Below are 13468 nucleotides of genomic sequence, written 5' to 3'. Positions count from 1 at the left end.
GACGGCGACGCCTTTTCGGGAGGCGTTAAACAGAGGTTGCCGACAGGCGGATGCCTTGCTCGGCGAAGTAGGCTTCGAGGGCTTCCGGCCGTGCTCCCTCCGTCACCAGCGCCACGTAGGTGTCCGGGCGCACCAGATAGGCTGCATCCCGCGCCAAGCCCGCGCCCGCCTGTTGCGGCCCCCAAGGGAAGACGTGAAGCGGCACGTGCTTTGCCGCACACCATGTCCGGATGTCGCCGCCTGCTTCGCCGTAGACATGCACCTGCCACGCGATGGCTGCCAACGAAGCATAGTTGTCGAGGCCATTGACGCGTACCCAGGGCAACCGATCACCGCCTTGCACCCGACCGTGCGCGGTGCGGCTTAAGGGGCTGCCGCGATAGTTGAGCTGCGTCTGCGACAGGATGCGGAACAGGAACTCCCTGACACCGCCGACGCGGTAAGCGATGCCCGCCAAAGCGGGAGCAACCTGAACGCGCAGGAAATCCGCAACGCTGCCGTCCGCCGTCACGAAGGTGAAGAGCCGGTCGGTGGTTTCGACGAGCTGCCGGGCAAACTTGATCCGCTCGGCGTCAAAACTGTCGAGCAGGCTGTCGGGCGCATGCCCTTTCAGCACCGCTGCAAGCTTCCAGGCCAGATTGACCGCATCGCCGATGCCGGTGTTCATGCCCTGGCCACCGACCGGACTGTGCACATGCGCCGCATCCCCCAGCAGGAACACACGCCCGCGTCTGAAGCGATCGGCGACACGGTGATGCACACGATAGGTGGAGAACCAGTTGACCTTGTCGACGGTGAGGCGAAGGCTCTCGATGGCGCGATGGCTCACATCGGCGAAGGTGAGTTCGTCTCCATCGTCCCGCGTCTCCCGCACGAGACCGATGAGGCGGCCCCGACCCTCGGCATAGGCGAGCAGAGCGACGAAATCGCCGGTCTCGAGCGAAATATGGGCTTCGCCATTCGCCGTCGCGCCGCTCACGTCAACGTCGGCGACGTAAAAGGTCTGGTCGTAGGTGCCGCCTGCAAAATCGACCTCCAGCCTGTGCCGGACCGGCGAGCGCGCGCCGTCGCAACCGGCCAGATACTGCGCCCTGCAGACTTCCGAGCCGCCATCGGGCAAGCGCAGCCGAGCGCTCACCCCGGCGGCATCATGCTCGAAGTCGACAAGCTCGGTCTGTCGCTCGACTTTCACGCCCAAGGCCTCCAGCCGGGCCTCGAGCAGCCGCTCGTGATGGTCCTGCGGATAGACAAGAACGAAGGGATAGGGGGTCAAATTCCCGCCGGTCGGGCTGAAGGATATGCGCGCCTTGACCCTGCCCTTCGCCCAGAGGTTGACCGAAGGGTTGCGGTGCCCCGCTTCGACCACGGCATCGGCCAGATCGAGTTGCCGATAAAGCTCGAGCGTTCGCGCATGCACCACCATCGCCCGCGACGTCGGGCCGGGACCAGCGTTCTTGTCGATGACGCGGACCTTCACGCCCTGGGCGGTCAGCCAGAGAGCCAGCACCAGGCCGGTCGGTCCTGCGCCGACGATCAGCACATCCTGTTTCACCCTCTCCTCCCCGCTCGCACTGCCGGCGGCCCGGTCGCATCGGGAACTGGGTTTCTCCGCCAGTAACAGCAGCCTACGCGCAGGTGACGGCAGATGCCAAGCAGTGCCGCGGGACTCACCTTGAGCCTTGCCCGACGGGCGCAGCCTTGGATCAGCCGCGCGCCCTCAAATTGGCGATCAACTGCTGCTGGCCGACACGGATCACCTGCTCCATCGCAATGCGTGCGCCTTCCTCGTTGCGCAGGCGGATCTGCTCGACGATGCGGATATGCGCGACGGCGACGCGGTCGATCTCGGCGCCGTCGGCGGCCGCGTTGCTCAGCTGAAAGACGCCCATCAGCGCCGCCTCGATCAGGCTGCCGACCGTCTGCATGAACGGATTGAGCGAGGCGTCGAGCAGGCGCAGATGGAATTCGAGATCCGCGCGCGCCAGCGTCTGCGCACTATGGCCGGCATCGCCCATGGCGACGGCCAGGCGCATCATCTGGGAAATGTCGGCATCCGTGGCGCGGCGTGCCGCCAGTGCGGCTGCGTAGGGTTCGAGCGCCAGGCGGACTTCACTCACATGGCGAAGAAACGCCTCGTCGACGCCGGCCCGGAAATGCCAGGAGAGCACGTCGCCATCAAACAGGTTCCAGTTTGCCTGCGGCATGACGCGCGTGCCGATGCGGGCCCGGGCGACGATCAGCCCCTTGGCGGCGAGCGTCTTCATCGCCTCGCGCAGGACCGTGCGCGAAACGTTGAAACGCGCCGCCAGCTCGACATCGCCCGGCAGGATGTCTCCGACTGCGAATTCTCCTGCGACCACCGCCTGGCCGAGCTCCTCGACCACGAGCCGGTGGCTCGTGCGCTTGCGCGGCTGATGGAAGGACGGCCACATCGCCCTCTGCCTCACGCCCGCTGCTGACGCTGGCGCGAAACGAAGATGATGCCCTTCTGAAGCAGGATGAAAGCAAAGAGCAGAAGTCCGATCAGGATCTTCGTCCACCAGCTCGACAGCGACCCGTCGAAGGTGATGTAGGTCTGGATCAGCCCTTGAATGAGGATGCCCACCAGCGTGCCGGCAACGAAGCCTGAGCCTCCGGTCAGAAGGGTGCCGCCGATGACGACGGCGGTGATGGCGTCCAGCTCGACGCCGACGGCGGCAAGGGAATAGCCGGCCGAGGTGTAGAGCGAAAAGACGATGCCGGACAATCCCGCCAGCAGGCCCGAAAGGGCATAGATGCGGATTGTCGTCGCTGCGACCGGCACGCCCATCAGCCGCGCCGTCGCTGTGCCGCCGCCGAGCGCATAGACATTGGTGCCGAAGCGTGTGCGGTGTGCGATCAGAATACCGATCGCAAAGACGAGCAGCATCAGCCCGCCGATCAGCGTGATACGGCCGCCACCCGGCAGCTTGAAATAGAGCCCCTTCAAGGTCGCGTAGAAAGGATGCTTGATCGGAATGCTATCGATCGACAGCACGAAGGCCATGCCGCGCGCGAGAAACATGCCGGCCAGCGTGACGATGAAGGGCGGCATTTCCAGATAGTGGATGATCGCCCCCATCGCGGCACCGAAGAGCGTCGCGATCACCAGAACCATCGCGAAGGCAATGAGTGGGTGGAGGCTCGTGTGTTCGAGCACGACGGCGAGAAATACGCCGGTAAAGGCGATGACCGAGCCGATCGAAAGATCGATGCCGCCGGAGATGATGACGAAGGTCATGCCGACGGCGGCGATGCCGAGAAAGGCGTTGTCCGTCAGAAGGTTGCCGATAACACGCGTCGACAGCATGTTCGGATACTGCAGCACGCAGAGCGCGTAGCCGAGCAGGAAGATCACAAGCGTCGCGGTGAGCGGAAGATATTTCGGCTTCATTTTGCGGCTCGCTCGCTCGGGTTTCTCGCGCCGCGCGCCGGCACGAGGAAGGCAAAGGCGGTGCGGAACCGCGGCGACTGAAGCACCAGGATGAAGACGATGATTGCGGCCTTGATGATCAGGTTGAACTCCGGCGGGAAGCCGGAGAGAAGAATGCCGGTGTTGATCGCCTGGATGATGATGGCGCCGAGCACAGATGCGGCAATGCTGAAGCGGCCTCCCAGCAGCGACGTGCCGCCGACGACCACCGCGAGAATGGCGTCGAGCTCCAGCCACAGGCCGGCATTGTTGGCATCCGCACCGCGGATATCGGCGGCGGCGATGATGCCGGCGATGGCGGCGCAGAGCCCGGAAAGGACATAGGCGGCGATTAGGAGCACCGGCGTCAGTACGCCGGACAGGGTGCTCGCCTGGCGATTGACGCCGATCGCCTCGATCAGCATGCCGAGCGCGGTGCGCCGGACGAGCACCGCGATCAATATTCCGAAAACCAGCCAGATCACCACCGGCATCGGCAGGCCGGCAAAGGAACCGCTGCCGATGAAGATGAGGCCAGGATCGTTGAAGGTCAGGATCGCACCCTCGGTGATGAGCTGGGCGATGCCGCGTCCGGCGACCATCAGGACCAGCGTCGCGATGATCGGCTGGATGTCGAGCACCGCGACCAGCACCCCGTTCCAGAGACCGCAGAGAATGCCGACGCCGAGCGTAATCAGCAGCGTTGCAGCGAGCGAATGCCCCGAGGTGATCGAGGCGGCAGCGGTTGCGCCACAGATCGCCATGACGGCGCCGACGGAGAGGTCGATGCCCTTGGTGGCGATGACGACCGTCATGCCGATCGCCAGGAGCACCACCGGTGCGCCGCGATTGAGGATATCGATGAGGCTGCCATAGAGGCGGCCGTTCTGGATCTGCAGATTGAGGAAGCCGGGAAACACCAGCGATACGGCCACGACGATGACGCCGAGCGCGATCAGTTGCGGCAGCAACCGGTTGAAATAGAGCCTGAGGAACGACGTCACGACGTCCTCCTTTCATCGGTTGCGGCGATCGCCTCGACGATCTCACCGGCGGTGATCCGACCGCCATCGAGTTCGGCGACATGGGCGCGATCGCGAAGCACGATCACGCGGGTGCTGTAGGCGACCAGTTCCTCGATCTCCGAGGAGACGACGATCAGCGACAGGCCCTTTTCGCGCAGCGCCTCGATCAGCTTGACGATTTCCGCATGGGCGCCGACATCGATGCCGCGTGTCGGCTCGTCGAGGATCAGGAATTCCGGTTCGGTGGCGAGCCAGCGTGCGAGGATCGCCTTCTGCTGGTTGCCGCCGGATAAGAGCTTGATCGGCTTCTCCCGGTCGGCCGTGCGGATATCGAGCGCGCGGATATAGTGGTCGGCCAGACGGTTCTGCTCCGCCCGCGAGATCGGCCGGGTCCAGCCACGACGGGCCTGCAGGGCAAGCACGATGTTTTCGCGCACCGAGAGATCGCCGATGATGCCTGAAGTCTTGCGATCTTCCGGGCAGAAACCAAAGCGGTGCCGGATGGCGGCCCGCGGCGACGAAAGGTCGACCGCACGACCGTCGATTTCGGCCTCGCCGCTATCGGCGCGATAGGCGCCGAAGAGGAGCTCCGCGGTCTCCGTCCGTCCGGAGCCGAGCAGGCCGGCCATGCCGACCACTTCGCCGGCGCGAACGTCGAGATCGAAGGGACGGACACGACCCTTGCGGCCATAGTTGCGAAAGCGATAGCGCAACGGCCCTTGCTGGGCCTCCGCGCGCGGCGCATGGATTTCCGCCGCCAATTCGCGGCCGATCATCATCGCGATCAGTTCGCGGCGATCGAGGCCGGCAGTTTCGCGCGTTCCGACAAGCTGCCCGTTCCGGAGCACGGTGATCCGGTCGGAAATCTCATAGACCTGTTCGAGAAAATGGGTGACGAAGACGATGCCGAGGCCGCGCGCCTTGAGGCGCCTGACAATGCGAAACAGCATCGCCACCTCATGCGCATCGAGGCTCGCCGTCGGCTCATCGAGGATCAGCACCTTGCCGGAGAGATCGACGGCCCGGGCAATCGCGACGACCTGCTGGATGGCGACCGAATAGCTGGCGAGATCGCGAGTGACGTCGATGTCGAGTTCGTAATCGGCAAGCAGATCTCGCGCGCGCCGGTTCATGGCACGGGTGTCGACCATGCCGAAACGGCGGGGCTGGCGCCCGAGGAAGAGGTTCTCCGCAACTGTCAGGTTCGGCAGCAGGTTGACCTCCTGATAAACCGTGCCGATGCCGAGTGCCTGGGCCTCGAAGGTGTCGCGCGGATCGACCTCGGTGTCATCGAGCAGAATGGCGCCGCCGTCGCGCCGGTAGGCTCCGGTCAGGCATTTGATCAGGGTGGACTTGCCGGCACCGTTTTCGCCAAGCAGCGCATGAACCTCGCCGCGCCTGAGGTAAAAATCGACCTTGTCGAGAGCTCTGGTCCCCGGAAAGGTCTTTTCGATCCGGATCGCCTGGAGAATGTGATCACTGGTCTGCATCGATACCGTCTCCGCGATGCTGGTATCTGCGGGCGAAGAGCGCAGCGCCTGGCTGCGGCAAGCTGCGCTCTTCGGCCGGAAATTCGGACAAGAGCGTGGCCCGCGCGAGAAGCAGCGCGGGCCACGGCCGACGTCAGTAGCCGAGGCCCTTCTTTTCCTCGTAGACCTTCAGCGGCTCGTCGGCTTGCGTGTAGAGCTTCGATTCCGTCTGGATCCACTTCGGCGGCGCCGTGCCATCCTTCTGGAAGGCGGCAAGCGCATCGAAGGCGGGACCGGCCATGTTCGGCGTCAGCTCGACCGTGGCATTGGCTTCGCCGGCGGCCATCGCCTGGAAGATATCCGGAACGGCATCGATCGACACGACAAGGATATCCTTGCCCGGCTTCAGGCCGGCTTCCTTAATCGCCTGGATGGCACCGACGGCCATGTCGTCGTTGTGGGCGTAGAGCGCGCAGATGTTCTTGCCGCCGTCCTCGGCCTTGAGGAAGCTTTCCATGACTTCCTTGCCCTTGGTGCGGGTGAAGTCGCCTGTCTGGCTGCGGACGATCTTCAGGTTGTCGTGGCCGGAAAGCGCTTGTTCGAAGCCCTTCTTGCGGTCGATCGCCGGCGACGAACCGGTCGTGCCCTGAAGCTCGACGACGTTGCAGGGCTTGCCCGCGGTCGCATCGACCAGCCATTTGCCGGCCACATTGCCCTCATGCACGAGGTCGGACGTGACCGCCGTCAGGTAGAGATCCTTCGACGAATCGACCGTGCGATCGAGCAGGATGACCGGGATTTCCGCGTCCTTGGCTTCCTGCAGCACTTCGTCCCAACCGGTGGCGACAACAGGGGCGACGAGGATGGCGTTCACCCCTTGCGCGATGAAGGAGCGGATCGCCTTGATCTGGTTTTCCTGCTTCTGCTGTGCGTCAGCGAATTTGAGGTCGATGCCGCGCTGTTCGGCCTGCTGCTTGGTCAGCGTCGTCTCGGCGGCGCGCCAGCCGGACTCCGAGCCGATCTGCGAAAAGCCGACAACGAGGTCCGCGGCCGAAGCGCTGCCGAACGTGCAGGCAGCAAGGATCGTTGCACTCGCAAGTGCCTTGGCGATTTTCATGATTTCCTCCCAAAGAAAGCTGCCTCCACGCAGCCTATGAGAAAAAATCATATAATATTACTTTTGTAAACGGGCACATTTTGCCTGTGGCACGCCACGCGGTCGAATTTTTACGAGAGGTCGGCGTGAAGGGGCGCGGCGCCTGGTGAGGCGCCGGCACCCAGCCGGGATTTTCAGAAGGCCGACTGGCTGCTGCGCGCTAGGCTTTCGCAGCCAGCAAGGTCCCGGTGGCGCTCGCGAGCATGACGAGGACCACGCCGAAGATTTGGTTGAGGGAGAGCGCCTGCCCGAGCACGAGGAAGCCGGCACCGGCACCGATCGCCGGCTCGAGGCTCATCAGGATACCGAAGGCCGACGGCTGCATGCGCCGCAGCGCCATGAATTCGAGCGCGTAGGGCAGCAGCGGCACCAGGATGGCAAGCCCGGCCGTCATCAAGAGCATGTCGAAGGAGAAGCCGGCTTGGACCTGAGACAGGCCGAACGGCGTCGCAAACAACGCTGCAAAGAGCAGCGAAACGGCAAGCCCCTCCAATCCTTTGAAGCGTTGGCCGGCCTGCCTCATCAGGATGATATAGCCGCCCCAGCCGATCGCCGCACCGAAGGCGAACAGAAGCCCGCGCGTATCCGCAACCCAGGAGGAGCCGTCCCAGGAAAGGCAGAGCACGCCGGCGGCTGCGATTAGTGGGCAGAGCAGGCGCCAGCCACGACCGCCGAAAACGGCCGCAACGGTCAGGGGACCGAGAAACTCGATCGCCACCGCAAGGCCGAGCGGGATGCGCGCGATCGCCGCGAAGAAACAGAGCGTCATCACCGCCATCGTCGCGCCGAGCGAAAGCCCGGAAATCCACTGCGCCCGGGTGTAGCGGAAAAAAGGCGGGCGGACGAGAACAAGCAGGAAGGCGGCCGCCCAGGAGAGCCGCAGCCAGGTCGCGCCGAAGGCGCCGACGCTTTCCATGGCCGGTTTCGAGAGTGCGGCGCCAAACTGCACGCTCGACATCGAGAGCAGGCAAAAGACGATGGCGATCGTGACGCGCCCGTTGGCGTCACCCGCCGCACCCCGTTCGCTCCACGCGCTATTCGCTGTCGTCTCCGTTTCCGCCATGTCCGTTCTCCTCTTGGGCTTGAACAGACATAGCAATCCCTGCACAATAAGGAACGCTAATAATTGTGATGCCTTCATAAGGGATCGTTATATGCATGATCTGGATATCGCCCTGTTGCGCGCCTTCGTCGTGACGGCGGAATGCGGCAGCGTCAGCGGTGCGGCGCAGCGGCTGGCACGGACGCAAGCGGCCGTCAGCATGCAGCTGCGCCGGCTGGAGGACGATCTCGGCGCGAGACTGTTGAACCGCAACGCAAGAGGGATGGACCTGACCGAAGCCGGGCATGTGCTCTTGCCCTATGCGCAGAAGATGCTGGGGCTCAGCGCCGGCGCCCGGCGCGCGCTTGCCGGACAGGCCGTCCAGGGACCGATCCGCTTCGGCATGATCGAGGATATCGCGGTCGGCTCACTGCCGAGGGCGCTGCAGCGCTTCGCCGAATGCCATCCGAATGTGGCGCTCGAACTGACGGTGACCGAAAGCACCGTGTTGTCGGAAAAGCTGTCGCAGGGCGAGCTCGATGTCGCGATCGGCGACCCGGCGCTGATCCGCGGCGAGCCGATCCTTACCTGGCGACTGCCGCTCCGGTGGGTTGCCGCACGCGGTTTCGAGGTGCCGCCGGAAGGGCCGCTGCCGCTCATCACCTTCGACGGGGTCTGCACCTGGCGGCAGAAGATGATCGAAGCGCTGAAGGGCGGGGATCGTCCCTGGCGCACGGTGCTGACAAGCGCCAGCCTGTCCTCCATCCAATCGATGATCGAGGCGGGCCTTGGCATCGCCGTTCTCCTGGATCTCAACATCCGCCCCAACACGATGCGGGTTCTCGGCGCCGAAGAGGGCCTGCCGCCCGCCCCGGTGATCGAGCTTGGGCTTTTCGCCGCCGACGATCAGGGTCTGGCGTCCCGCCCGGTCTCGGCCCTTTGGGCGTTTCTTTCCGACGAACTGCAAGCGCAGGCCCTGGCAACCGGCCGCGCCGCGTGACCGCGCGCGGCCGCGCCCCTTTCCATGAACGAAATAAGACGCCCAGAGATTGAAAAAGCCGAGGCAAAATTTTACTAAATAAAAATCGCGCCGCGCCCGAAACGAGGGCAGTATCGGCGGGCAGGACATTGGATATGGTCACAATCAAGGAAATCGCTTCGGCTGTCGGGGTCTCTTCGGCGACGGTCTCTCGAGTGTTGAACTACGATCCGACCCTTTCGATATCGACCAAGAAGCGACAGGCGATCATCGAAACGGCCGAGGCGCTGAACTACGCGACGCCCCGCAACCGCGGCCGCGGCGCCGGGCCGATGCAGGGCCTGAAGTTCGCACTGGTGCATTTCCTTCAGCCTGCCCAGGAACTGATCGACCCGTATTATGTCGGCGTCCGGCTCGGCATCGAAAACCGCTGCCAGGCTCTGAAGATCGAGGTGGTGAAAGTCTTCCACAACGGCAACCTGCCGGAGGCGGCGATCCTGCAGGGGGCGAATGGCGTCGTCGCCGTCGGCCACCACTATGGCGAAGAAGTCCACTGGCTGCGGCGGCACAGCCGCCATCTGGTCTTTGCGGATTTCGCCCCCGACGATGATGTCGACGACAGTGTGATGAGCGACGTCTCGATCGCGATGAACCGCCTGCTGGACGGCGTTTACGGCATGGGATACCGCCGCATCGGCTTTCTCGGCTGGATCGACGCTTTCAGAGACAAGGACGACATCCATTCCGAGCGTCGCTGCCGCGCCTTCATCCACTGGATGACGAAGGCCAGCCTCTACGATCCCGAACTCTGCATGGTCGAGAAGCTGACGCCGGACAGCGGCTATACGCTCGCCAAGGCGATGCTGTCGAAGCCCAATCCGCCCAAGATCCTTGTCACCTGCAACGACAACATGGCGATCGGCGCCTACCGCGCCATTCACGAGATGGGGCTGCGGATTCCCGACGATGTCGCTGTGGCGAGTTTCAACGACATTCCTGTCGCCCAGTTTCTCGGGCCACCGCTTTCGACGGTGAAGATCCCGGCCGAAGTGATCGGCGAGACGGCCGTCGACCTTCTGGTCGAGCGGCTGACCGGACGCGACGTCGCGAAGAAGGTGATCCTCGGAACCGAAATGGTCTGGCGTGGCAGCACGGCTGCCGCCGGCGCGTAAAACGGTCGGTAAAAAACGCGTGGTAAAAATTTACTGAAATATTGCCTTCTCCAGAATTTTGCGAAATACTCCGCGCCGAGACCAGGAGGAACGTCTCGGGGAACGAATTTCGAGGGAGGAGAAACTATGGACATGCGTACCTATCTGCCGCGCTTTGCCGCCATCGCGCTTGCAGGCGCCAGCCTCTTGGCCGTCACGGCCGCCGAGGCCAAGGAAATCACCATCTGGTGCTGGGATCCGAACTTCAACGTCGCGATCATGAAGGAGGCCGGCGCGCGCTACACCAAGACGCACCCGGACGTGACCTTCAACATCGTAGATTTCGCCAAGGCCGACGTCGAGCAGAAGCTGCAGACCGGCCTTTCGTCAGGCACTGCGGACGCCCTGCCTGACATCGTTCTGATCGAAGACTACGGCGCGCAGAAATATCTGCAGTCCTTCCCCGGCGCCTTCGCGCCGCTCTCCGGCACCGTCGATTATTCCGGCTTCGCTCCCTACAAGGTCGAGCTGATGACACTCGATGGCCAGGTCTACGGCATGCCGTTCGATTCCGGCGTCACCGGCCTCTACTATCGCAAGGATTATCTGGAGCAGGCCGGCTTCAAGCCGGAGGACATGCAAGGCATCACCTGGGATCGCTTCATCGAGATCGGAAAGCAGGTCGAGGCCAAGACCGGCAAGAAGATGATGGGTCTCGACCCGACCGACGCGGGCCTCGTGCGCATCATCATGCAATCGGCCGGGCAATGGTATTTCGACAAGGAAGGCAAGGCCAACATCACCGGCAACGCGGCCCTGAAGGCGTCGCTGGAAACGATCAACAAGATCATGGCCGCCAACATCTACAAGCCGGCCGCCGGCTGGTCCGACTGGGTCGGTACCTTCACCTCGGGCGATGTCGCCACCGTCATCACCGGCGTGTGGATCACCGGCACCGTCAAGGCGCAGCCGGACCAGTCCGGCAAGTGGGGCGTGGCGCCGATCCCGGCGCTGTCGATCGACGGCGCAACGCATGCCTCCAACCTCGGCGGATCGAGCTGGTACGTGCTTGAAGGCTCGGCCGAAAAGGCCGAAGCGATCGACTTCCTGAACGAGGTCTACGCCAAGGACGTCGATTTCTACCAGACGATCCTGACCGATCGCGGCGCCGTCGGCTCGCTGCTCGCTGCCCGTAGCGGGGCCGCCTATGGCGAGGCCGATGCCTTCTTCGGCGGCGAAAAGGTCTGGCAGAATTTCTCGGACTGGCTCGCGAAAGTACCCTCGGTCAACTACGGCGTCTTCACGAACGAGGCGGACACCGCCGTCACCGCGCAGCTACCGGCCCTGAACCAGGGCACGCCGGTTGACGAGGTGCTGAAGGCAATCGACGCCGAAGTCAGCGCCCAGATCCAGTAATCGCTCCCGCGACTGACCGCATCCGGCCGTGGCAAAAGCCACGGCCGACGGCTCCTTTTACCCATGAGGATGATGATGGCTCTCGCGCGCCGCGGCGGCATCGGCCGATACTACAACGTCAATGGCTGGCTCTTCGTCGCGCCGGCGCTCGGGCTGATCGCGCTTTTCATGATCTACCCGATCCTCTGGTCGCTCTGGATGTCATTCCAGTCCGGCCGCGGCATGATGCTGAAATTCGCCGGTTTCGCCAACATCGTCCGCCTCTGGAACGATCCGGTCTTCATCAAGGCACTTACCAACACGCTGACCTATTTCGTCGTGCAGGTGCCGATCATGATCCTTCTGGCGCTGATCCTGGCGTCACTGCTCAACAACCCCAAACTCGTTGGCCGAGGCTTCTTCCGTACCGCCATCTTCCTGCCCTGCGTCACCTCGCTCGTTGCCTATTCGGTGCTGTTCAAGGGCATGTTCGCGCTCGACGGCATCGTCAATTCCACGCTCGAGGCGATCGGCCTCATCGCCTCGCCGATCCCGTGGCTGACGCATCCCTTCTGGGCCAAAACCCTCGTCATCATCGCGATCACCTGGCGCTGGACCGGCTACAACATGATCTTCTACCTCGCGGCGATGCAGAACATCGACAAGTCGATCTATGAGGTCGCCCGGATCGATGGCGTGCCCGCCTGGGCACGCTTCACCCACATCACCATCCCGCTGTTGAAACCCGTCATCCTGTTCACAACGATCATTTCGACGATCGGCACGATCCAGCTCTTCGACGAGGTCTATAACCTGACTGAAGGCAAGGGTGGCCCGTCGAACGCGACGCTGACGCTCTCGCTCTACATCTACAACCTGACCTTCCGCTTCATGCCGAATTTCGGCTACGCGGCGACGGTCTCCTATGTGATCGTCGTGCTCGTTGCCCTGCTCGCCTGCCTCCAGTTCTTCGCGGCACGGGAGCGCGACCGATGAGCAACGGAACCACACGTATCGCCGGCACCATCGTCACCTACGGCTTCGTCGGGCTGATGGCCTTTCTCTCGATCTTTCCCTTCGTCTGGATGCTTCTCGGCGCAACCAATTCGTCGATCGACATCATCAAGGGCAGGATGATGCCGGGCAGCGCGCTTGCCACCAACATCGCCACCTTCTTCACCCAGGTGAACGCACCGCTGGTCTTCTGGAATTCGGCCAAGATCGCCATTCTGGCGACGGTGCTGACGCTCGCCGTCTCGTCGCTTGCCGGCTACGGCTTCGAGATGTTCCGCTCGCGCCACCGCGATCGGATCTACAGCGCCATGCTGATCACAATGATGATCCCGTTTGCCGCGCTGATGATCCCGCTCTTCATCATGATGGGCAAGGCGGGGCTGATCAACACGCACCTTGCCGTCGTTCTGCCGACGATCGGCTCGGCCTTCATCGTCTTCTATTTCCGCCAGACCACCAAGGCCTTCCCGTCCGAACTGCGTGACGCGGCCAAGGTCGACGGCCTCAAGGAATGGCAGATCTTCCTGTTCATCTACGTGCCGGTGATGCGCTCGACCTATGCGGCCGCCTTCATCATCGTCTTCATGACGGCGTGGAACAACTATCTCTGGCCGCTGATCGTGCTGCAGTCGAACGAGCAGAAGACGATCACGCTGGTCATCTCCTCCCTCGCGTCTGCCTACTACCCCGACTACGGCGTCGTCATGGTCGGCACCATTCTCGCGACGCTTCCCACCCTCGCGGTCTTCTTCTTCATGCAACGCCAATTCGTCCAGGGAATGCTGGGCTCAGTCAAATAGGAATGAT

General features: G+C 63.4%; 12 protein-coding genes. 5 read left to right on the top strand and 7 right to left on the bottom strand.

All coding sequences use genetic code 11. The features are described 5' to 3' along the window. Positions 1-25 precede the first annotated feature (25 nt). The 7 genes from M2267_RS24675 to M2267_RS24645 form a co-directional block, all read right to left on the bottom strand. The gene (locus M2267_RS24675) at positions 26-1552 is read right to left on the bottom strand and encodes an FAD-dependent monooxygenase (RefSeq protein WP_429118040.1); all 1527 of its coding nucleotides are present in this window, start codon (positions 1550-1552) and stop codon (positions 26-28) included. 151 nt (positions 1553-1703) lie between these two features. Further along, positions 1704-2432, bottom strand: a complete 729-nt coding sequence (locus tag M2267_RS24670) for a FadR/GntR family transcriptional regulator (protein ID WP_402321322.1) — start codon at positions 2430-2432, stop codon at positions 1704-1706. A gap of 11 nt (positions 2433-2443) precedes the next feature. Beyond that, on the bottom strand, positions 2444-3412 hold the full coding sequence (gene yjfF, locus M2267_RS24665) for a galactofuranose ABC transporter, permease protein YjfF (protein ID WP_429118037.1): 969 nt from the start codon (positions 3410-3412) through the stop codon (positions 2444-2446). Continuing rightward, a complete protein-coding gene (locus tag M2267_RS24660; protein ID WP_429118034.1) occupies positions 3409-4434 on the bottom strand; it encodes an ABC transporter permease in 1026 nt (341 codons plus the stop codon). Before M2267_RS24660 ends, yjfF begins: the two co-directional genes overlap by 4 nt. Continuing rightward, positions 4431-5945 (bottom strand): galactofuranose ABC transporter, ATP-binding protein YtfR, encoded by a 1515-nt coding sequence (gene ytfR / locus M2267_RS24655; protein ID WP_429118032.1) that lies wholly within the window; start codon positions 5943-5945, stop codon positions 4431-4433. The genes M2267_RS24660 and ytfR overlap by 4 nt, the downstream gene beginning before the upstream one ends. A gap of 133 nt (positions 5946-6078) precedes the next feature. After that, positions 6079-7041, bottom strand: a complete 963-nt coding sequence (gene ytfQ / locus M2267_RS24650; RefSeq protein ID WP_043610998.1) for a galactofuranose ABC transporter, galactofuranose-binding protein YtfQ — start codon at positions 7039-7041, stop codon at positions 6079-6081. A 199-nt stretch (positions 7042-7240) separates the two neighbouring features. Then, positions 7241-8143, bottom strand: coding sequence for an EamA family transporter (locus M2267_RS24645; RefSeq protein ID WP_429118029.1), 903 nt, complete (start codon positions 8141-8143; stop codon positions 7241-7243). Between the two features lie 91 nt (positions 8144-8234). Between M2267_RS24645 and M2267_RS24640 the strand changes: the two genes are divergently transcribed. The 5 genes from M2267_RS24640 to M2267_RS24620 all read left to right on the top strand — a co-directional run bounded on the left by M2267_RS24640 (position 8235) and on the right by M2267_RS24620 (position 13461). Beyond that, on the top strand, positions 8235-9122 hold the full coding sequence (locus tag M2267_RS24640) for a LysR family transcriptional regulator (protein ID WP_429118026.1): 888 nt from the start codon (positions 8235-8237) through the stop codon (positions 9120-9122). Positions 9123-9256: 134 nt separating this feature from the next. Then, complete coding sequence (locus M2267_RS24635) at positions 9257-10273, top strand: LacI family DNA-binding transcriptional regulator (RefSeq protein WP_429118023.1); 1017 nt, start codon at positions 9257-9259, stop codon at positions 10271-10273. Positions 10274-10399: 126 nt separating this feature from the next. Next, the gene (locus tag M2267_RS24630; RefSeq protein WP_043611004.1) at positions 10400-11668 is read left to right on the top strand and encodes an ABC transporter substrate-binding protein; all 1269 of its coding nucleotides are present in this window, start codon (positions 10400-10402) and stop codon (positions 11666-11668) included. A 75-nt stretch (positions 11669-11743) separates the two neighbouring features. After that, the gene (locus M2267_RS24625; protein WP_429118019.1) at positions 11744-12643 is read left to right on the top strand and encodes a carbohydrate ABC transporter permease; all 900 of its coding nucleotides are present in this window, start codon (positions 11744-11746) and stop codon (positions 12641-12643) included. Continuing rightward, on the top strand, positions 12640-13461 hold the full coding sequence (locus tag M2267_RS24620; protein WP_043611007.1) for a carbohydrate ABC transporter permease: 822 nt from the start codon (positions 12640-12642) through the stop codon (positions 13459-13461). Before M2267_RS24625 ends, M2267_RS24620 begins: the two co-directional genes overlap by 4 nt. The last annotated feature ends 7 nt before the right edge of the window (positions 13462-13468 follow it).

Source organism: Ensifer sp. KUDG1 (assembly GCF_050434285.1).
Classification (GTDB): Bacteria; Pseudomonadota; Alphaproteobacteria; order Rhizobiales; family Rhizobiaceae; genus Ensifer.
This window is presented reverse-complemented; position numbering and strand designations above follow the sequence as displayed.

Excerpts from the sequence above, each read along its gene's own strand:
- M2267_RS24670 (WP_402321322.1), bottom strand. The coding sequence starts at position 2,432 with ATGTGGCCGTCCTTCCATCAGCCGCGCAAGCGCACGAGCCACCGGCTC.
- yjfF (WP_429118037.1), bottom strand. The coding sequence starts at position 3,412 with ATGAAGCCGAAATATCTTCCGCTCACCGCGACGCTTGTGATCTTCCTG.
- ytfR (WP_429118032.1), bottom strand. The coding sequence starts at position 5,945 with ATGCAGACCAGTGATCACATTCTCCAGGCGATCCGGATCGAAAAGACC.
- ytfQ (WP_043610998.1), bottom strand. The coding sequence starts at position 7,041 with ATGAAAATCGCCAAGGCACTTGCGAGTGCAACGATCCTTGCTGCCTGC.
- M2267_RS24645 (WP_429118029.1), bottom strand. The coding sequence starts at position 8,143 with ATGGCGGAAACGGAGACGACAGCGAATAGCGCGTGGAGCGAACGGGGT.
- M2267_RS24640 (WP_429118026.1), top strand. The coding sequence starts at position 8,235 with ATGCATGATCTGGATATCGCCCTGTTGCGCGCCTTCGTCGTGACGGCG.
- M2267_RS24635 (WP_429118023.1), top strand. The coding sequence starts at position 9,257 with ATGGTCACAATCAAGGAAATCGCTTCGGCTGTCGGGGTCTCTTCGGCG.
- M2267_RS24630 (WP_043611004.1), top strand. The coding sequence starts at position 10,400 with ATGGACATGCGTACCTATCTGCCGCGCTTTGCCGCCATCGCGCTTGCA.
- M2267_RS24625 (WP_429118019.1), top strand. The coding sequence starts at position 11,744 with ATGGCTCTCGCGCGCCGCGGCGGCATCGGCCGATACTACAACGTCAAT.
- M2267_RS24620 (WP_043611007.1), top strand. The coding sequence starts at position 12,640 with ATGAGCAACGGAACCACACGTATCGCCGGCACCATCGTCACCTACGGC.